An 18,802-nucleotide genomic window follows, 5' to 3' on the forward strand; every position below is an offset into this window, starting at 1 on the left:
TCAGCGATATTGGAGATTGCGAAAAAGTAAAACGGCGCAACCAGTACACCGGAGGTTTAGCCATTAGAAAACTTGATCTAATGACAAAATCGGGGAAGACTAGGTTAATGGTCCTTCGACTTTGGGAAAATAGTGGATATGGCTTCCTTAGATTTCACGTCTTCCTTTATATACGAAGAGGCGGGTTTTAGCGCGAACTACAAACAGGGTTCAACTGATCCAACAGACGGAGTTCTTTCCGACGATGGCTCAAACAATGCCTTTGAGTTTGGTGAGCAATTGTTTGAAAACGGGAGTCTTATCGGAACATTTGCTGGTACCTTCACAGTCGGTAGTAGCACTTGGATAGTGGTTGAAACCGTTCCGAGCACGGGTCCTAACACTGGGCAATGGAAAGTTTATACTCCGGAAGGAGTGGTAGACATTCCGCCAGGAACTATCAATGAAGGCGACCTTGACAGGGGAGATTATATTGTACCGTGCTTTGTCGCTGGTACGCTCATCCAAACAGACGTTAACAAACGGCCAGTTGAGGAATTAAATCCTGGAGATTTGGTTCTCACAGCGGACCACGGACTCCAACCAATTCGGTGGATAGGTTCGCGAAAACTCGACGCTATTGATCTAGCCTTGAATCCGAAACTACTTCCAATATGCATCTCTCAAGGAGCATTGGGCAATAACGTGCCGTCGAGAGACTTGTTTGTTTCCCCGCAACATCGAATGGTAATTAGCGGGTGGCAGGAAGAATTACTTTTCGGCGATCGTTGTTTTTTGGCGGCGGCAAAACACTTGGTGAACGGTGATACGATTTACAAATGCAGTATTACTGAAGTGAAATACTATCACATACTATTCGACCAACACGAGATCATTGTAGCCGAAGATGCGCTCTCAGAGAGTTTTCATCCAGGGGATTATGTTGTCGATGGAATGGCAGAAGAAACCCGCAATGAGATTTTTGAAATATTTCCCGACTTACGAAACAATGTTGGAAAATATGGTCAAACAAGTCGGCCTACTCTTAAACGATTTGAATGCACGCTACTCCAAGCCACAAAGAGTCGGCTGCACTAAGGCATAGAAAGCCTAGTTTTTCACAGGCAACAGTTTTAGATTTTTTGGCCGTTTTGGTATAGAATTTTTGCGGCAAACGGCTTCTGCTAAAACGACCTTTGAACACAACTGCGTTTTCAGTTAGGCACCATTGTTCAGTTTTGCTTCCTTGGAACGCCCAATTCGTTTCGCAATTGGCCTAATGCGACCCACAATACTACGCGCGGATGCATCTTATCATCTTTTGTGTCGGGCAAAGAATTGACCATTGCATCAATTCGACACAACAGGTCTTCAATCTTTTGTTTATCAAAATCCATTTTTGTTTTCCTCAAGAAGTGTAATTTTCATACGGCTGGAACCAGTCTGACTTTGATGTTGACGGGATCGCGCTTTTTCTTATCTTTTTCGGAGCAGCAATAGTATTTTTTCTGGGCCGGTGGACCGTTCAATGGATGGTTCGACAGTTGCCTTCTCTGGCGCGCCACTTCTCGATCCAACATAGGTCTGCACGAGAAAATCCGTAGCTATTCGAACTTAATTGGTTGAATTCAAGGGCTCTATGAGAATTGCTGCGTTCTATGGCAGTTTCCTACGATTTTCTGCCAATTTCGACTTTCTTTGCCATAGCTTTGTTCTTCGACTATATACCGTCACGGTTTTGGCGTTATGGTTATGCTATTTCCAAACGTTTACATATGTTTATGTGGTATTTTGTTGCGCAAGTTACCCCACGCCGATATCGGGGATGAGATTGGCGTGGGGTTGCAGGATAGCCCAAGCGGTAAATTAACCTGGTTTCCTCCACTCAGACGGAAACTACTTGAGCTCACTACGAAATTTGACGCTATACGAACTTAAGAACCAAACATGAGTCCAGTTTACATCTTATTTAGCGCCACCACTGATTTGCACGTTTACTGCTGTCGCCACGCCCTGCTTCTGCAACTCCCACTGCAATAGCGGGCAGTGCGTTTGGCCAACGGAAACAACACCTCCCCACATTCCGCGCAAATTCGCGTACCGATGGGAAGTGTTTGTCCTTCACTTTGGACACGTAACAAACGGCAGTGCTCCTCAAAAGCCGCTTCGTGTTTCGCCTGCGTCTTACGCCATCGGTATTCCGCGCTGCGGCAGGCATCAGAACAATACCGGCGAGACGGCCGCAGCGCCAAAACTACAGTGCAGCAACAGCGGCACCTGATCAGCAGATGCGGGGATGAGATAAACTGCAACGGCAACTATCTATTCCTGTCGGCCTGAGCCCACCAAACCCCACGGCCTCCCATCCACAACGCCGCTTCCACTGCCAATCGCACGTTGCTTGGTTTGTTGCTGTTGCTGCGCTTTGCACTTGATACGATAGCGTTTCCGGTTGGCCTTCACATTTTCGACAGTATCCAGAATTGCGATGTCCTGCACGCTGCGCACGCTCATGTATGAATGGCCCTCATGGGTTTCCAGAGACAGCGCCCCCGATACCGTGACCGGAACGCCCTGCACCAGATGTTCCGCCAGCGCCTGAGCGCGTTTGCCCCAGAGACTGCACCCGACAATCTGTGCGTCATCGCCCAGGCCAGCCGATACGCTGAAATTGCACACGTCGGAGTTGCCCGCTTTGGTGAGTTTCGCGCCCTTCGATACGCGGCCTAATATTGTGATGCTCAGCATGTTGTCTGTTCCTCCGTTCGACGCTGCGTTGCGTTTTGCGCCTGTGCTCAGTTACAGACCGTGACGCCACCGCTTCCGTGCAACACCTGCGCCAACAAAGTGTTGGTGGTTTGCATTGCGTCAGCCATCGTGACGGTTTCGGCTGCGCTGAAATTCAGGAATTCTTCGCAGCCGCCGTATTCCCAGTCGCGCGTCTGGCCGCCGTGGGTTTCCGCAAAGCAGCGCTGCAGGTCGTCAGCGACAGAATTGCGCACGATGATTTCGCTGGGCCCCGCGCCTATTTCATCCATTAGGTCCTGCCTGGCTGCGTCTGGGTTGTGAGCTTTCAGTATTCTTCCCATCGGTTTGTCTCCTGTGATGGTTGGTTGGTGGTTCTGGTCCGTCAGTTGCGTTTTTTTCTCTCCCTGCCCAGACACGCAGCCGTTCTGCCCGTGGCAGCGTTGTATCGGCCTGTGGTGAGCTTGGGGGAACACATGGCGATGTTGCGCCCGTGGGTTCTGTTGCGCCAGTGCCGAGACAACACAGCGGGTGCGGATGGCGTCGCGCATCATCGGCCACCGATCGGACAGCCGATATGATGCGCAGGGAAATCCACACGTCCTGCGTTTCCCGAGCATCAGCGCCAACCTCGCCACAGGGACAGACGCCATGAGGGACGCGATCGGGTGTCACATGATGGGCGCAGCGCTCGGTTGATTGGAAAGCGCGTCACACTGACCACCACGGGACAGGATCCCGATCAGCGCCGGACAGGTCGATTTGATCCACGCGCGATGGGTAAGTTTTTGCCGTGCGAACCCCCCGTATACCGTTAGCCGCCTGATGGTCAGGCGGAGTAGCGCCGTACTCCGCCTGATGGTGTGGTTTCGTCTCCGCCTGATGATCAGGCGGAGTAGCATCAGCAGCGTCGGCGTCGTCTTCACACGCCGAACCACCCTCATCATCGGTCAGGTCAAACGCGTTAGGCCCGAAGTCATAGACCGCAGGCCGCCGTGGTGCTGCAGGTTCAACCACATAAATCAGCCCCAGCGACTGCAACTCCCTTAGCGCACGGTCAACCGTATCCTTGGACAGCCGCAGAGCCTTAGCGATTGTGTCCCGCCCCTTGCGCCAGCCGTTTTCCGGCCTCCACTGTGAAACCATAAGCAACAGCACCAGCTGCGCGCCGTGGTTCATGTCGATATTGCGCAGAGCATCCCACACAAACCGTCTTGCCTGCTTGTGCGTTGCTACCGGGTCAGACGCGCCGACTTGCCGCCTGCGCTTGCCGCTGTTGTCTCTGTGTCTTGATACCATCATAGTACGTCCACCGCGTTCCGGTGTGCTTCCGTATGCACTCTGATGCGACGTTTGGCGTGCGGGTGGGGGTTCATCGTCCCACCCGCATCATCGTTCCGCCGATGCTTCCAGCGCTTCGAGAATGTGCAGCCCGCGATATTTCGGCGGCGCGTTAATATACAACCGCGTTACCTTTGGCCCGCGTCCATCTTGCCGCCAGCGTTCCACCGTGCGCGGGGAAACGCCCAAAATAGCCGCCAAATCCTGCGTGCTGTACAGCACGTCCCGTTCCACCATCCCGCCGGCAGCGGCCAGGACAGGCTGTTTCATGTGCGTGAATTCCGTCATGTGTATACCCCCTGCAATCGGCAACAAATCTCTGTCAGCACAAATGCCACGGTACCTGTGTCCGTTAGGATTGAGCCAAACGGACTATTTTCTAACCATCTGATATCTCATCGCTTTACAGGCGAGGGCAGGTTTCAGGAGCGTATGACCGCCCCACCTTCCGCAGCGTGTCGCGTGCTTTCATGATTGGGTTTTCCGGCGGGCAATAACTTCGCGTCATGAAATCCTGATAAATGTCCACCGCATGTTCCGGGTCCGCATCCGTGTCGACGCCGGGCCCCGAATTGATACGCTGACGAGGCAGCCAATCGGCTTCCCATTTCCGCAGACGTTCGACGCCGTCCGACCGGCCCATACTGCGCAGTATCCGCGCGACTTCAGCGCGGGCATTCTTCGCTGTCAACGCCTGCCCGTGGGCTTTTCCATCGCGCAGAAAACGCACCGCCGCGATGGCCGCACACCGCAGCAGGGTTTCCCCAGCTGGCTTCTGGGGCTGGCCATTGCCCCGTTCACGCGTGACTGCTGTGCCTGCATCGTGCAGTATTTCAGCCCGTAACCGCCGCAGTTCTGCCAACTCATCGCCCTGTATCAGCTCCGAGTGTGCCGCGTCCATGTACCGGATAATCGCTGTCAGCGCTGTGCCCCGCTTCATATCTTTAGACTGGTGCTGCATTGCGCGGGTCAGGTCAGCCCGCATCTGCACATACGCCGCCCCAACCCGCCGCCCGTCATACGTGGTTGGCATCTCCGACAGTCTCTGATTGCCCGTGTCGCGCCCGTTCGTCATGCGACCACCTCGGCAACGTGACTTTCCCATAGCGCCTGCGCATCTACACGCTGCGCCCACAGGTCCGCCGCCGAATATCGCCCCAGCAAATCAGGGCGGGCGTGACCAATCATCAGTTCGCAAACACGTTCCGGTACGCCCAGCGCTTCCAAACCGGTACGGTATGTTCTGCGCAGCGCGTGAAACCCAAACCCCGGTATGCCCAGCGCCACGCGCAGAGGTTTCAGCAGCTGGGTAAACCCGCTGATGCGTTTGCCATGCCGACCCGGAAACACAAGATCACATCCGGCCAACCGCTCCTGCGCATCCACAAGGGACAGCGATGATGTACCCAGAGGCACACGCACAGCCTCACCCATCTTGTGCAAGGCAGCCGGGATATTCCAAACGTCACCGGATATGTCCGCGTACGTCATCCAGGCTGTTTCGCTGCGCCTCTGTCCGGTCAACAGCATGAACCGCAGCAGATCGCGATGCACAGGGTTTGTCAGTTGGCCTGTCGCGATCCAGAAACCACGAATTTCCTCTGGCGTGGTCAGCGTCACCTTGGGGCGCGTATTGAGTTTCTGGGTGCGCGTTTCCCTGTCCCTGCGATACCCGGCCAGCACATTTGCGGGCAGATATCCAGCGTTTGCGCCCCAGGTCAGCAGACCGGACAAGCACTTGCGCAAATAGTCACTTTGCTGCCCGCCTGCCTCAATCGCATCCATAACACCCACGATCTGCGCCCGCGTCAGATCCTGCGCTGGGCGGTTCAGGTATCGCTTGAGGTTACGCTGCAGGCAGGAAACTACATCGTTGCGCTTTACGACGCCACGTTGCGCCAAGCGTTCAGTATATGCGTCAATCAGCTGAGACAGGGAGAGCGCGTCGAGTTTGTCCGTTGGATCTATGCCCTGCCGCATCTCAGCAAGCAGCCGCAGCGCCTCATCGCGTGCCGTGGCCAGCGTAACCGCATCAACCGACCCAATCCGCACGTTGCGGGCAATAGCCTCGCGACCAGAGCCAACACGCCCCTTCACATAGTAGGACGCCGACCCGCTGGGCTGCACGCGGACAATCAGGCCCGGTGTCTGCGCATCCCGCACATCATAGGGCTTGGCGCGCGGTTTGAGCCTGGCCACACGCTGAGCTGTCAGCTTGACCGGTTCGGCGGGTTTGGGCTTCAGGCGCACCACGGGCGCGGGCTGTCTGTCTGTCATCGTTTCATCCGTCATCATCGTTTGGCATGTGGCGCACATATGGCGCACCAGAGTGAGGGCTTGTGGCGGCCTCAGTCAGAAGAATAGGCCGCATACGCCTGTAATTGAAGGGGTTCCTGGGGCTGTGGCGGGCGCTGTCTATTCCCACCTGTCCCTTGGTAAGGGAGAGGTCGAGAGTTCAATTCTCTCCAGCAGCACCATCAAGCCCCCAAATTTTTTTTGTTTGAAAATTCGGTCGAACACTGGATTAGCAAACTGAATTCGCCGGTATTGGGCACCCGTGGGTGAAACGCTGTTTATCGATAGGTTTTGCCGCCTCCTGCATCCAGCTTTGGTCGCAATTGGTCAGCCCCGTTTGGGTTATTCCGTAAAATGTGCTTCGAAATGCAGAACCAGGTGCTTTGGCTTTTGACTGTTGCCCTGTTCTTTCACGTCGTCGCGCGCCTCGCGCATTAGGCGCAGGACAGTCTCAAGGTCATCGCTTTCTGATTTCATCAACCCGTAGGCGTGCAGGATTTTTCCCGCAGGCTCATGTTCTCCGGCCATCGCCAATTCCGTGGCGCATTGCCAAGATCGGTTTTTGACCATGTCGGAATACCTCATCGGCGTTCGGTTCCTTACTTAGTCGTTCCGGGCCTCCGTCCACCGCTGGCACATCGTCGCCAGTTACGACCCACATTGGTGTACCGGTTTGTCATTCGGGTCTAATTGTTCGGTTAGCGAGACCGTATCATATTCAACAGATACAACATATCCGCTGTACAGTCTGCACAAACCCCGTTCTGGACCTTTTCGGACAACCAATCGGTTTCCAGCCATATTGGGACATCTGCGCAATCTTTGCATTCAGCATATCCAAGGTGGGCTCCTCAATCAGTCTTTCGATATTCGCCATACGTCTATCTCCATTCCAATCACCCAAATGATGTGGAAGGAGGCAGTTCACGCAGCATGTTGCAAAGCGCCAATGACATGCGCATTGCGGCCAAATGGGTTTCCAAGTCTGAATGTGGTTACAGTCGGGGGGGCATCACAGACTCCGCGAGGGCTTGGTGTTTTGGCTATGCGCCGCACCCCCTGATCCCGCCGCAACCCCCTCGGTTGACGTGGCAACCATACGATACAGCAGGACTGCCGCGCATATGGCAAGCGCCCTGCGGGTCTACGTATGAATCCCTGCCAGAAACATGTGTCTAAGCGCCAAAAGGCTTTGCATCTAACGGGTAAGACAAGGCAAATCTCTGTTGCCTTGTCAGGCGCAGTTGAAAGGGATCAGGCGTCAGCAGGTGCCAGGATCGTCATACCGGCGCTTGTTGCGACAGCCATGATCGCCGGTATGTCAGGGGGCGCGTCCATAACCGGAATCTCGGTTGTTCCGTCGGGCATGGCTTCGCCAGCCTGGGTAAAAAACGTGTCATGCATGGCGCCCGGAGAATTGACGCAAAGCAGCCGACCGGGTTGGGCGCTAGTACAAGTAAATGCGTGAACCGCGCCATCTGGCACTTTTACAAAATCACCGCCTGAGACCTTGATGGTCTCACCGTCCACAAGAAACTCAAACTCCCCGTCCAGCACGAAGAAACTTTCGTCTTCACCCGCATGATGATTAGGCGGCGCGCCAGCACCCGGGGCGGTCTTGATCTCGACAATCGTATAGCGATCCCCGGTCTCTGCCGGAAAGGCGTGAAAGGTCAAAAGATTACCAAGCAGGTGATAAATGCGTGGACGAGATTCAGTCATCGGGCGACTCCCTTTACTTCAATCTTCATGTCATTATGATACACATATCTACTTATGAGACAAGTGTATCATAAAAGGACCTGAACTTGGCAACACGGACAAATCAGAAAAACCGAACGCGCGAGGCACTTTTGTCGGCGGCGCGTGCGCTCATGTCCGAGGGCACCGAAGTAACCCTGGCGAAAGTGGCCGAACACGCGCAGATCAGCCGCGCCACGGTTTACAGGTATTTCTCCGATCCCGGGGTGCTGGCTCTGGATGCCACATTGGACATGGAGGTCAGGCCGACTTCAGACTTGCTTGAGGGGATATCGGACGTTCGGCGGCGTGTTCATGCGGTGGCGCGGTATTACCTTGAATTCTCGCGCACGCATGAGGCGTATTTTCGCCAATTTTTGTCAGAATCCTTCAAAGCATCGCTTCAGGACGGAACCGTAAAGATGCGGGGGGCCAGACGCGTTGCCGCCTTTGCTGAGGCTCTTACCCCTGTTCGGTCTGCTCTGGGCCCTTCAAAGTTCGAAGATCTTGCAAACCGGCTTTCCATGACAACCGGAATGGAACAATTCATCATTCTCGAAGACATTTTGCGCGTGGACCAGCCGACCGGTGACCGGCTTCAAGAGGGGTTGGTCGATGCCCTGCTGGACAGATATCTTCCGACCTAGCAGTGCATCAAATACTTATTTCACTGTCACAGGCTGGTGTTAGTCCCAGCGCGTTTTCGGCGAAATTTTCAGAGTTTCCGAAAATGTGGCATAACTCACCAAAGCACGTGTCTCAGTAAACTATTGTTTCCGAAGGACGAGAGCGACGGATGGGTACGAAACGGCCACCCCAAACGACCAAATGTCCGAATTGCGGTCAGCTTACGGATATAGCGTCCGGAACCTGTTCGTCTTGCGGTGCTCCGCTCAGTGCGAATTGGTCGGGGTTTCAGGGGCGCACGCTGTGGGATGTCCTAAACCTTTTGATCGTGCCTTTTGTTCTGGCGGTGGGTGGGTTCTGGCTGAACGATATTTCGGTCAAACGTCAGAACGAAATTCAGCAGCAAGAAACACTTCGGCAACGCGAAAGGGATGAAAGCCGATTGCAGACCAACGCGCTGCAGGCGTATTTCGATGCGATCGGCGAGCTTCAGTTGGAACAGTCCTTGGGAAAAGTCTGGGTCCGACCGGCGGTATTGGCGATCGCAAGAACCAAGACGCAGACCATCATGCGGGAAATCAACCGCGAACGGCAGGGTCTGGTTGTTCAGTTTCTGAAAGATGCCAACCTCATTGTTCACAGGCAGCCGGCAACAGTCGTCCCGTTCTATCAAAACAATGACTGTACGCCGCAATCGACGACGAAAGTTGATAATCGCGCGTTTCTTTCCTTGGAGGATACCAAGCTGATCGGGGTGTCCCTAGCCAACGCGGATCTGCAAGCCGTCGAACTGACCGACGTGGACATGCGCGAAGCCGATCTGCGCAATGCCAACCTGTCCTCGGCCATTTTGGTCAACTCGGATCTACGGGGGGCCAACCTTAGTTCCGCGAACCTGATCGGCGCAGAAATGACAGGCGCCTATCTGGTGAATACCCAATTGCGTGGTGCAGGGCTGACCGGTGCAATCCTGAGGTGTTCCTTTCTGAGAGGGGCCAATCTGGAGGCCGCAGACTTGCGCCGCGCGAATTTCAGGGGTTCGTCCATGGAAGGCGCTAATTTCTGGGCCGCCGATATCCGAAACGCAGACTTGTCAGAAACATTTTTGCGCAAAGCAGACTTCAAGGCGGCATTTCTGGATGGCGCCGATTTCAACTGGGCTGATCTGCAAGGGGCGCTGCTGGATGACTCTTACCTGATCGGGACTTCGTTTCTGGGCACCGATCTCAGTGGCGCGGATCTGACCAATGCCAGCTTTATCGAGGAAGTCCACGACCCCGAGCACGCTCAGAAAGAGGAAACCCTGAAAAAGAACTTTGAAGTCGCCCAGAAAGCGCTGCAAAACGCGATCCTGTGCGACACGATCATGCCTGACGGTTCACTTGAAAGCCGCGACTGCAATCCAGACTCAGGCTTGGAGACGGCTGCCCCGATGACAATGCAACCCATCGAAGACGTTGAGCGGATCGTCGGCACGTATTTTGTGGAGGGGTATTTCGACGGTTATTTCGATAACGCGACAAACACCTATGTTGAAGAACAGTGCTGCTACAACGGAATCCTCTCGATTCAGGCCGAGGAAGACCTGAAGAACTATGCACGCCTGCACTGGACGATTATTTCCGACGACCAAAACCAACAACGGGCTGAAGGTGTCGGCCAAGTTACTGACACCGGAGAACTATACTTCATCTTTTCCTTGGGTGCCTTCAAGGGCGACGGCCTGACATCCGCGGTCGAGGCCGACATGCTGTCAGCCAGGTTCCGCTTTTTGTTCAATGGCGGCTTTGGAGGCGAAACCTGGGGTCTGTTAGAAGCCCGGGAGTAGGATGTTGATTACTCAACCCTGCCCGGCGCTTCTGTAGCGCAAACCGCCCGATTGTTAGTGAGGGTTCCAGCCTGCGTAAGCGGGGCCACTTGCCGCCGGTGGCGTCAGTTCAATCGCTTGGACGCAGCCAGCGCACCCGCCAGGGCATTCTCGATCTCACCGGGAAATTCGCGACCTTTTTCATGCAAACCTGCAGCGACCCAGCCAACCGTATGACCTCTGGCACCGATGTCGTTCGCCCGACCCAATGTCAAAGAGGTGCGTTCCGTGCGAACAAGCGCCATCGATTCCTCGATTTCGCTTTCCGTCAGCACCATGCTGACGGCGCTGTAGATATCCATAGATACCTGCAACGTCTGATGCTCCAACCGATGCACTGACTCTGAAAGCATGCGCGTGCAAAAGGCTGAAAGAAAATACCACCGGAAAATGGAGAACACGCGTTTCTGGAACTCACCTGTCAAACCCGCACCGAAAGAGGCAGCGCGTGCAATCTGTTCAAACGCTGCTTCTGCCGCCGAGGATGCCTGACAGATCTGATGTTCGCGCATTTTTGTAGGAACACCGCACGATGCTGAACTCACTGCAGCGTCTTGTGTTTCAAAATTCATTTTAGCCCTCCGGTAAAAACCCTTGATGAGGACATGGGAAACTCAAAGTTCATTCTAATGTTTTTTTCTGCCTTATTTCGCTGTAATCCCTCGATTTCTGGCAATTACAAAAATGACACAAATGGGCGTTTAACGCAAACATATCCGCTCTGAGTTTGTTTTCGCCGTGACGCGGCTCGCCCCAAGCACCGGCTGAACCGTGCAACAAAATCAGGCGTTCCCGCGCAAAATGCCCTCAAAACGGACATGATCTGGTACCAGTTATGCCTATTTCACCGCCTATACCAGTTCAATCCCGCGGATTTGTTTACCAGTAAGACTTTAACGAGGGGGTACGAGCGGGACTAAGGGGGGTGAGCGCCTGCCCAGCCCGACTCGCCCAAGGGCAGAGCAGCTCCCCCATCATAGCGACTTAATCGATCTTGCTTTTTTGCGCATGCGGGGTGACGCCGAAACTCGACCGATACACCCTTGAGAAATGGCCCGGGCTTTCGAACCCGCAAGCCATCGCCACCTCGGTGACCGACGCTTCGGTTTGCAACAGCAATTTCTGCGCCCGCTCCAGACGTAACTCCATAAAATATTTCTTGGGGGACGTATTCAGGTATTTTCCAAACAGTCGCTCAAGTTGCCGGGTCGAAATGCCAAGGTCTTCGGCAATCTGAGACGGAGACATGGGGGCCTCTATGCAGTCTCGCATGATGTGGATGGCTTTCGCCAAATGCGCATTACGCATCCCGTTTCTGGATTGCAACGAAACGCGTTGTTTTGCGGTGGCATTGCGCACGGCGTTGTAAACCATCTGGTCAGCCACCGCGATGGCCAGTTCCTCGCCGTGGTCGCGCTCAATCAGGTGCAACATCAGGTCGGCTGTGGCCGTACCGCCGGACGCGGTAATGTGCTTTTCATCTGCCACAAAAACGCTGCGGACAAGGTTTACTTCGGGAAAGGCCTCCATAAAGGCGTCGTGGTATTCCCAATGAATTGCCGCCTGCATTCCATCCAGAAAACCGGCCTCGGCCAGCAGCCATGCGCCCGAACATAAGGCACCGATCGCCGTTCCCCGCGCCCGTTCGCGGCGTAGGGTCGCCAGCAAAGGGCGGGTGACGTGGTTGCGCATATGGATGCCGGACAACACAAAAAGCTGGTCGGTCTTCGGCAGATCGTCCAGCCCGCCATGCACTAATGTCACCAGTTCATTGGAACAGACCGCGCGTTCACCATCCTCTGAAACCAGCGTCCAGTCATAAAGCTGTTCCTCACTGACGAGATTTGCGATCCGCAGCGGCTCGACCGCGCATGAAAAGGCAAGGTGCGAAAACTCTTCGATCAGGATGAAAGTGATGTGCCGGGTTTGGCGCATGGGGTGATCCGTCTAGTTGGGCGTGTTTCATGCTGCACGATTCTTTTGTGTATACAATTTGTATTTTTTTCGAATACAGAAGGGAAGACCCAACACGAATCGTGCTTGACTGGGGGAAACCGGATGAAAGACGACGCCAAATCTCGCAAAGCGGAGCTGACCGAACATCTGAAGGTCGGAATTCTAACCCTGCGCTTGCAGCCCGGCACTGATCTGGACGAGGCGCATCTGTCCGATGCGTTCGGCCTGTCCCGCACGCCTCTGCGCGAGGTGTTCCGACAACTTGCAGGTGAAGGATATCTGGATCTGCGCACAAACCGATCTGCGCGGGTGTCCGAGATGTCATATACCACCCTGCGCGACTTCTTTCTGGCCGCACCGATGGTTTACGGGGCCATTCTGCGACTAGCGGCGCAGAACGCGACAAGGGCACAGATCGACGCGCTGAAAGATGCGCAGCAGGCGTTCAAGGCGGCCTTGCGCGCTGGGTCCGCCGAAGACCGCGCCCTGGCCAATAACCGTTTCCACGACGTGACCGGAGAGATGTCGGGCAATGTCTATCTGTTGCCCTCGTTCAACCGCCTGCTGATAGATCACGCCCGGATCGGGATGACGTTCTATCGCCCTCAAACCACCAAGATGACCGAAAACCTGTCTGAAGCCAGTCGCCAGCACGACGCCATCATCGCCGCCATCGAGGCGGGCGATGAGGCGGCGGCTGCACAGTTGGCCGAGGACCACTGGAACCTTTCACGCGATCAGATCGAACTGTTCGTGATGCCCGACGCGTTGGATGTGCCCATGGGCGCGCCCCTGTCGAAACCTGCATGAGGATGCAATGAACCCGATTTTCAAGTTTGAGGGGATCTATACCCCGGTGATCACGCCCTATCACGCCGATGGGTCCGTGAATTGGGATGCTCTGGCGCAGGTAATCGAGTACCTGATCGACCACGGTGTGCATGGGTTGATCTCGGGCGGGTCGACGGGTGAGAACTATGCCCAGACGGTCGAAGAACGGCTGGAGCTGGCGCGGTTCACGCATCAGCAGTTGAAGGGCCGTCTTCCCCTGGTGATCGGCACAGGCGCGATGCTGACGGCGGATTCGATCGCTCTGGCCTCGGGCGCGCGCGAGATCGGCGCGGATGCAATCCTGCTGGCCAGCCCGCCCTACGCGGTGCCCACCGACCGCGAGAACGCATTGAACGCGCTGGCCGTCGACAAGGCCGCTGACCTGCCCGTGATGCTGTATAACTATCCGCACCGCACCGGCACGATGATGGGAGAAGAGTTCCTTGACCGGGTTGGTCGCAGCCGAAACTTCTGCGGCATCAAGGAAAGCTCGGGCGATATCAACCGGGTGCATCTGCTGGCGCGGGATTACCCGCATATCCAACTGGGCTGTGGCATGGACGATCAGGCGTTGGAGTTCTTTGCCTGGGGCGCTCCGTTCTGGGTTTGCGGTGGATCAAACTTTCTACCTGCCGAGCATGTGGCGCTGTATCAGGCTTGCGTGACCGAGGGGGATTTTGCCAAGGGCCGCCGGATCATGTCGGCGATGATGCCACTGATGCGGGTCTTGGAGCAGGGCGGCAAATTCATCCAGACGATCAAGCACGGCGTAACCATGAACGGGATTAATGCGGGCGAGATGCGCCCCCCGCTGAAAGGGTTGAACAAGGATGACAAGCGCGCGCTGCAACAGGTGACACGCGTATTGAAGAAAACAATCGCTGACATTGTGGCTGAGGGGTAAGGCAATGGAACTGTTGACACAGGACGAATACACATCCATCGCCGCAAGGCTGGACCTGCCCACCGGGGCCTTCATTGACGGCGGCTATCGCCCCGCGATCTCGGGCCAGACGTTTGAGACGGTGAACCCTGCAACCAACGCGAAACTGACCGATATCGCTTCCTGCGGCGGCGCAGACGTAGATTTTGCCGTCGAAAAAGCGCGCGAGGCGTTTGACGATGGCCGATGGTCGCGATTGCATCCTTCGGACCGTAAGGATGTGCTGATCCGCCTGTGCAAACTGATGAAGAGCAACGCCCGCGAGCTGGCGGTGATGGAGAGCATCGACAGCGGCAAGACCATCTATGACTGCGAAACCGTCGACATCCCTGAGGCGATCCACTGCCTGAAATGGCACGCCGAGGCGATCGACAAGATTTATGATCAGGTCTCACCCGCCAGCGACGATCACATCGCTATGGTGGTTCGTGAACCGATTGGCGTAGTGGGTCTAGTGCTGCCGTGGAACTTCCCTCTGCTGATGCTGGCGTGGAAGATCGGACCAGCCTTGGCGGCAGGCTGTACCGTGGTCGTGAAACCGGCGGCCGAAACCACGCTGACCGCCCTTCGTCTGGCCGAACTGGCGATGGAGGCCGGTCTGCCGCGCGGCGTGCTGAACATTGTTCCGGGTGGCGGGGCCGAGGTGGGCGAGCCCATCGGGCGACATATGGATATCGACATGGTGTCCTTCACCGGCTCAACCGTCACCGGCAAGCGGTTCCTGACCTATTCGGCGGAAAGCAACGCCAAAGAGGTAGTGCTTGAGATGGGCGGCAAGAACCCCGCCATCGTGATGGAAGATGCCGAAAATCTGGACCGCGTGGCCGCGCATATCGTCAACGGCGCGTTCTGGAATATGGGAGAGAATTGCTCGGCCTCGTCCCGGTTGATCGTGCATAAGGACGTGAAGACTGAGCTGCTGGAACGCATCGCCCATCACGCGAAACAATGGAATATCGGCGACCCTCTGAACCCGGAAACGCGTATGGGTGCGCTGGTCAGCGAGGGGCATTTCACCAAGGTCTGCGGCTATCTGGAACAGGCCGATAATGTCGTGATCGGCGGCACCGCAAAGGACGGGTTTGTCGAGGCCACGGTCGTTGAGGTGCCCGGCAATGACGCAGTTTTGGCGCGCGAGGAAATCTTCGGCCCCGTGCTGTCGGTGATCGAAGTCTCGGGCTTTGACGAGGCCATCAAGATTGCCAATGACACTGAGTATGGCCTATGTGCTTCGATCTTTACGGCCAATGTCAAACGCGCCATTCGCGGCGCTCGGGCGATCCGGGCCGGTACGGTCACGGTGAACAGCTTTGGCGAGGGCGACATCACCACGCCCTTCGGCGGCTACAAGCAATCTGGCTTTGGCGGGCGCGACAACTCGGTTCACGCCCATGATCAATACACCCAGCTGAAAACCATCTGGATTGATCTGGCCGATGACGCGGATGAGGCGGTGGATTGAGCAGCTACACCGCCCGCACCCTGCCCCTCCACCGTGGGCCTGCGGCGTGGAGCGTTCTTTTGGGGGCGCAGCCCTCGGCCCGCGAGCTGAAGGCCGAAATCAATGCTGACTTCACGATCATAGGCGCAGGATTTGCTGGCTTGTCCGCAGCCCGGCGTCTGACGCAACTGCAGCCCAGTGCCAAGATCGTAGTGCTGGAGGCCGGGCGCGTGGCCGAAGGCGCGGCGGGGCGGAACTCAGGCTTTATGATCGACCTGCCGCATGATCTGGCGTCCGACGATTATGCGGGCGCGGGCGATGACAGGGCCATGATCGCATTGAACCGCCGCGCTATTGCGTTCGCGCGTGAAGCCGTCGAGCAATACCGGATCGACCCGAACTATTTCGATGCGGCGGGCAAAGTGAACGGCGCCGCCAGCGCAGCCGGGCACGTGCATAACAAAAGCTACGCACGGCATCTGGCCAGTCTGGGCGAGACCAGTGAAATGCTGGACCCACAGCAAATGTATGAGTTGACCGGCTCGCGCCACTATCGCTCGGGTCTTTTCACACCGGGGACGGTGATGCTGCAACCGGCGGGCTATGTGCGCGGTTTGGCGGCTGGGCTGGTCGGGGATGGGGTCGCGGTGTTCGAGAACTCAGCCGTCACTGGGTTTCAGAAACAAGGCGGCGCGTGGCAGGTACGAACGGCGCGTGGCGCGGTCAGCACGGGTGCGGTTATCCTTACCGTAAACGGTCATCTGGAAAGCTTCGGGATCGAGACCGACCGACTGATGCAACTGTTCCTCTTTGCTGCAATGACGCCCGAGCTGGACGTGGATCTAATGGCCCTTATCGGCGGTCAGCCGCGCTGGGGTGTGACCCCGTCTGACCCGATGGGCACGACCATGCGTCGGATAGATACCGGTCAGGGCGGCAATCGTATCATTACCCGGACCTGCGCCGCGCTGCGTCCCGGAATGGCCGCCACGCCTCGCGATCTTGAACGCGCCTCGCGGGTCATGCAGCGCAAGTTTGATCAGCGTTTTCCACAGTTGGCAGGCCTGCCAATGCAGTACCAATGGGCGGGCCATCTGTGCCTGAGCCTTAACGGAGTGTCCGTCGCGCGGCAGATCGAACCGGATGTCTTTTCCGGCTGCGTCCAGAACGGGCTGGGCACCGCACGCGGAACGCTGACAGGCATCGCAGCGGCCGAGCGCGCCTGCGGGTACAACTCGGACATCACCCGGCACTTCGAAGCAGAACACCCACCCAAACGCTTGCCCCCGCAGCCCTTTCGCGAGCTTGGTGCGAATGCAGTATTACGATGGAAGGAATGGCGGGCCCGCGACGAATGAACGGACCCACCGCTTTTCAATAGCTTTGGTTCAACTCATCCGCCGCCGGGATTTCCCGTTCCCGTCGGGCGATATAATCCAGCAGCGCTTCGTTCTTGGCCTCGTCCAGCTTTGGTTCCTGGTATTCGGCCAGCAGGGTTTTGGCCCGGGTCAGGGCGCGTTCTGTGATCTCGATGCTGCCTTCGGCCTGCCATTGCTCGATCGAGTTGTTGTCGAACATCTCAGGCATGAAAAAGGCGCTTTGGAAATTGTCCTGCGTATGCGGATGGCCCAAGTAGTGTCCGCCGGGACCGACATCGGGAACAGCGGCCAAGGCTTGATCGAAATCATCCCATTTCAGCCCTTCGGCCATGCGATAGGCCATCGCGCATTGTTCTGCATCGACGATGAACTTGGCGACGGAACAGTGCATCCCGGCCTCATTCCAGCCCGCGCTGTGCCATATATAGTTGGCACCTGCATGGACCACCGCCTGCAACGTGGTGGCGGATTCATATCCGGCCTGCGCGTCAAAGGTCTTGGCACCGCCCAAAGTGTTCGAGGTACGCCACGGCACGCCGTAGTACCGCGCCATTTGGCCGATCATGAAGTTCATCAGGCTGATCTCGGGCGTGCCTGCCATCGGCGCACCGGACTTCATCGAGACGGTCGACAAGTAATGCCCGTAGATCGCGGGCGCACCCTTGCGGATGATCTGCGTATAGGCCAGTGCGCTTAGCGCTTCGGCGTTCAACTGCGCCACGGTAGCTGGAACGGATGCCGGTGTATTCGCCCCACCTAGTACGAAGGGCGAACACAGCACCGGTTGCTTGCGGCGGCAAAAAGCGCGCAAGGCCCCCAGCATGGTTTCGTCCCATACCAAGGGCGAGTTGCCGTTACAATTGCCGGTGGTGACCGGGTGATCCTCTAGGTAATCCTCGCCGAACAGAATGGCGCACATCTCCATCACGTCCTCGGCGTTTTTGGGGCTGGTGGTCATGCCCATGAAGGTCTTGTCTGAATGTTTCATCGACGAATAGGTGATCCGCAGATGGCGCTGGCTGATCGGGTGATCATAGGGTTCCACGATGTGATGGGCGCTGGAATGCAGCGCGGGCAGCATGTGGGACAGCTTGTGGAACATCGCCAGATCGTCCAGCGTCGGGTTGCGGCGCACATCCTCAAAGTCGCGCAGGAAGGGCGCGCCGGTCATCGGCACAAAGATCGAATGCGGCCCGCCCAGCCGCACATTCTTTTTCGGATCGCGCGCGTGATAGGTGAAATCGTTGGGGATGGTGGCGATCAGATCGCGCATCAACCCGCGATCCAGATAGACCATCTCACCCTCGACCTTGGCGCCAACCCTCTTCCAATCCTCCAACGCGATGGGATCGCGAAACTGGACACCCACATTCTCGAGAATATCCATTGAGGCGTTGTCGATGCGTTCAACCTGCGCGCCGTCCATCACCTCACACAAGGGGATGCCACGGGTCAGACCGGGCAGCATGTCGAAATTGGGCGCGGTGCGCAGGGCGCGGCGGGCGGAACGGCCTCCTGCGCGGTTGGCGGTGCGAATGTTCATGGGGCAATCCTCCGATCTTGACCCCAGACTGGAGGATTCGCAGGCCACGTACGTCACTGATTGCGATATCTGTTTGCAAGAAGCGACATTGACAAGAAAGCGATCCGCTAAACTC

General features: G+C 56.6%; 19 protein-coding genes. 7 read left to right on the forward strand and 12 right to left on the reverse strand.

From position 1 onward, the window contains the following. The first annotated feature begins 138 nt into the window (after positions 1-138). Positions 139-1,077 (forward strand): Hint domain-containing protein, encoded by a 939-nt coding sequence (locus GOV88_RS19615; RefSeq protein WP_171241445.1) that lies wholly within the window; start codon positions 139-141, stop codon positions 1,075-1,077. Between the two features lie 134 nt (positions 1,078-1,211). Here GOV88_RS19615 and GOV88_RS19620 read toward each other — a convergent pair whose 3' ends face one another. The 9 genes from GOV88_RS19620 to GOV88_RS19660 form a co-directional block, all read right to left on the reverse strand. Beyond that, complete coding sequence (locus GOV88_RS19620) at positions 1,212-1,376, reverse strand: hypothetical protein (RefSeq protein ID WP_171241446.1); 165 nt, start codon at positions 1,374-1,376, stop codon at positions 1,212-1,214. Between the two features lie 925 nt (positions 1,377-2,301). Beyond that, positions 2,302-2,727, reverse strand: a complete 426-nt coding sequence (locus tag GOV88_RS19625; RefSeq protein ID WP_171241447.1) for a single-stranded DNA-binding protein — start codon at positions 2,725-2,727, stop codon at positions 2,302-2,304. A 47-nt stretch (positions 2,728-2,774) separates the two neighbouring features. Continuing rightward, positions 2,775-3,068: a hypothetical protein gene (locus GOV88_RS19630; protein ID WP_171241448.1), complete on the reverse strand. Its 294-nt coding sequence runs from the start codon at positions 3,066-3,068 to the stop codon at positions 2,775-2,777. Positions 3,069-3,435: 367 nt separating this feature from the next. Further along, positions 3,436-4,026 carry a helix-turn-helix domain-containing protein gene (locus GOV88_RS19635; protein ID WP_171241449.1) on the reverse strand — a complete coding sequence of 197 codons (591 nt, stop codon included), beginning with the start codon at positions 4,024-4,026 and terminating at the stop codon, positions 3,436-3,438. An 87-nt stretch (positions 4,027-4,113) separates the two neighbouring features. Continuing rightward, positions 4,114-4,353, reverse strand: coding sequence for an AlpA family transcriptional regulator (locus GOV88_RS19640; protein WP_217358939.1), 240 nt, complete (start codon positions 4,351-4,353; stop codon positions 4,114-4,116). A gap of 115 nt (positions 4,354-4,468) precedes the next feature. Continuing rightward, positions 4,469-5,140, reverse strand: a complete 672-nt coding sequence (locus GOV88_RS19645) for a hypothetical protein (RefSeq protein ID WP_171241450.1) — start codon at positions 5,138-5,140, stop codon at positions 4,469-4,471. Then, positions 5,137-6,342, reverse strand: coding sequence for an integrase family protein (locus GOV88_RS19650; RefSeq protein WP_171241451.1), 1,206 nt, complete (start codon positions 6,340-6,342; stop codon positions 5,137-5,139). The genes GOV88_RS19645 and GOV88_RS19650 overlap by 4 nt, the downstream gene beginning before the upstream one ends. Before the next feature lie 360 nt (positions 6,343-6,702). Then, positions 6,703-6,945, reverse strand: a complete 243-nt coding sequence (locus GOV88_RS19655; protein WP_171123612.1) for a hypothetical protein — start codon at positions 6,943-6,945, stop codon at positions 6,703-6,705. 669 nt (positions 6,946-7,614) lie between these two features. Beyond that, positions 7,615-8,082 (reverse strand): cupin domain-containing protein, encoded by a 468-nt coding sequence (locus GOV88_RS19660; protein ID WP_171241452.1) that lies wholly within the window; start codon positions 8,080-8,082, stop codon positions 7,615-7,617. An 86-nt stretch (positions 8,083-8,168) separates the two neighbouring features. Here GOV88_RS19660 and GOV88_RS19665 point away from each other — a divergent pair, with 86 nt between their 5' ends. Further along, entirely contained in the window at positions 8,169-8,747 is a 579-nt protein-coding gene (locus tag GOV88_RS19665) for a TetR/AcrR family transcriptional regulator (RefSeq protein ID WP_171123616.1), read from the forward strand. A gap of 149 nt (positions 8,748-8,896) precedes the next feature. After that, positions 8,897-10,555, forward strand: coding sequence for a pentapeptide repeat-containing protein (locus GOV88_RS19670; protein WP_171123618.1), 1,659 nt, complete (start codon positions 8,897-8,899; stop codon positions 10,553-10,555). Positions 10,556-10,659: 104 nt separating this feature from the next. Here GOV88_RS19670 and GOV88_RS19675 read toward each other — a convergent pair whose 3' ends face one another. Together GOV88_RS19675 and GOV88_RS19680 are read right to left on the reverse strand one after the other, a co-directional pair. After that, complete coding sequence (locus GOV88_RS19675) at positions 10,660-11,166, reverse strand: hypothetical protein (RefSeq protein WP_171126205.1); 507 nt, start codon at positions 11,164-11,166, stop codon at positions 10,660-10,662. A 412-nt stretch (positions 11,167-11,578) separates the two neighbouring features. Then, the gene (locus tag GOV88_RS19680) at positions 11,579-12,529 is read right to left on the reverse strand and encodes a GlxA family transcriptional regulator (RefSeq protein WP_171123622.1); all 951 of its coding nucleotides are present in this window, start codon (positions 12,527-12,529) and stop codon (positions 11,579-11,581) included. Between the two features lie 123 nt (positions 12,530-12,652). Between GOV88_RS19680 and GOV88_RS19685 the strand changes: the two genes are divergently transcribed. From GOV88_RS19685 to GOV88_RS19700, 4 genes are read left to right on the forward strand one after another with little or no spacing between them, the layout of a single operon-like run. Further along, positions 12,653-13,360: a GntR family transcriptional regulator gene (locus tag GOV88_RS19685; RefSeq protein WP_171241453.1), complete on the forward strand. Its 708-nt coding sequence runs from the start codon at positions 12,653-12,655 to the stop codon at positions 13,358-13,360. 7 nt (positions 13,361-13,367) lie between these two features. After that, entirely contained in the window at positions 13,368-14,285 is a 918-nt protein-coding gene (locus GOV88_RS19690; RefSeq protein WP_171241454.1) for a dihydrodipicolinate synthase family protein, read from the forward strand. A 4-nt stretch (positions 14,286-14,289) separates the two neighbouring features. Next, complete coding sequence (locus GOV88_RS19695; protein WP_171241455.1) at positions 14,290-15,786, forward strand: aldehyde dehydrogenase; 1,497 nt, start codon at positions 14,290-14,292, stop codon at positions 15,784-15,786. Then, positions 15,783-17,123 (forward strand): FAD-binding oxidoreductase, encoded by a 1,341-nt coding sequence (locus GOV88_RS19700; protein ID WP_171241456.1) that lies wholly within the window; start codon positions 15,783-15,785, stop codon positions 17,121-17,123. The genes GOV88_RS19695 and GOV88_RS19700 overlap by 4 nt, the downstream gene beginning before the upstream one ends. 16 nt (positions 17,124-17,139) lie before the next feature. Here the strand turns inward: GOV88_RS19700 and GOV88_RS19705 are convergent, their stop codons facing one another. Next, on the reverse strand, positions 17,140-18,687 hold the full coding sequence (locus tag GOV88_RS19705; RefSeq protein WP_171241457.1) for a trimethylamine methyltransferase family protein: 1,548 nt from the start codon (positions 18,685-18,687) through the stop codon (positions 17,140-17,142). Positions 18,688-18,802 lie beyond the last annotated feature (115 nt).

It is taken from the genome of Ruegeria sp. HKCCA5491, from assembly GCF_013034565.1.
Taxonomy (GTDB): Bacteria; Pseudomonadota; Alphaproteobacteria; order Rhodobacterales; family Rhodobacteraceae; genus Ruegeria.

Coding starts and splice junctions, on each gene's coding strand:
- GOV88_RS19615 (WP_171241445.1), top strand. CDS start 139: ATGGCTTCCTTAGATTTCACGTCTTCCTTTATATACGAAGAGGCGGGT.
- GOV88_RS19620 (WP_171241446.1), bottom strand. CDS start 1,376: ATGGATTTTGATAAACAAAAGATTGAAGACCTGTTGTGTCGAATTGAT.
- GOV88_RS19625 (WP_171241447.1), bottom strand. CDS start 2,727: ATGCTGAGCATCACAATATTAGGCCGCGTATCGAAGGGCGCGAAACTC.
- GOV88_RS19630 (WP_171241448.1), bottom strand. CDS start 3,068: ATGGGAAGAATACTGAAAGCTCACAACCCAGACGCAGCCAGGCAGGAC.
- GOV88_RS19635 (WP_171241449.1), bottom strand. CDS start 4,026: ATGATGGTATCAAGACACAGAGACAACAGCGGCAAGCGCAGGCGGCAA.
- GOV88_RS19640 (WP_217358939.1), bottom strand. CDS start 4,353: ATGACGGAATTCACGCACATGAAACAGCCTGTCCTGGCCGCTGCCGGC.
- GOV88_RS19645 (WP_171241450.1), bottom strand. CDS start 5,140: ATGACGAACGGGCGCGACACGGGCAATCAGAGACTGTCGGAGATGCCA.
- GOV88_RS19650 (WP_171241451.1), bottom strand. CDS start 6,342: ATGACAGACAGACAGCCCGCGCCCGTGGTGCGCCTGAAGCCCAAACCC.
- GOV88_RS19655 (WP_171123612.1), bottom strand. CDS start 6,945: ATGAGGTATTCCGACATGGTCAAAAACCGATCTTGGCAATGCGCCACG.
- GOV88_RS19660 (WP_171241452.1), bottom strand. CDS start 8,082: ATGACTGAATCTCGTCCACGCATTTATCACCTGCTTGGTAATCTTTTG.
- GOV88_RS19670 (WP_171123618.1), top strand. CDS start 8,897: ATGGGTACGAAACGGCCACCCCAAACGACCAAATGTCCGAATTGCGGT.
- GOV88_RS19675 (WP_171126205.1), bottom strand. CDS start 11,166: ATGAATTTTGAAACACAAGACGCTGCAGTGAGTTCAGCATCGTGCGGT.
- GOV88_RS19680 (WP_171123622.1), bottom strand. CDS start 12,529: ATGCGCCAAACCCGGCACATCACTTTCATCCTGATCGAAGAGTTTTCG.
- GOV88_RS19685 (WP_171241453.1), top strand. CDS start 12,653: ATGAAAGACGACGCCAAATCTCGCAAAGCGGAGCTGACCGAACATCTG.
- GOV88_RS19690 (WP_171241454.1), top strand. CDS start 13,368: ATGAACCCGATTTTCAAGTTTGAGGGGATCTATACCCCGGTGATCACG.
- GOV88_RS19695 (WP_171241455.1), top strand. CDS start 14,290: ATGGAACTGTTGACACAGGACGAATACACATCCATCGCCGCAAGGCTG.
- GOV88_RS19705 (WP_171241457.1), bottom strand. CDS start 18,687: ATGAACATTCGCACCGCCAACCGCGCAGGAGGCCGTTCCGCCCGCCGC.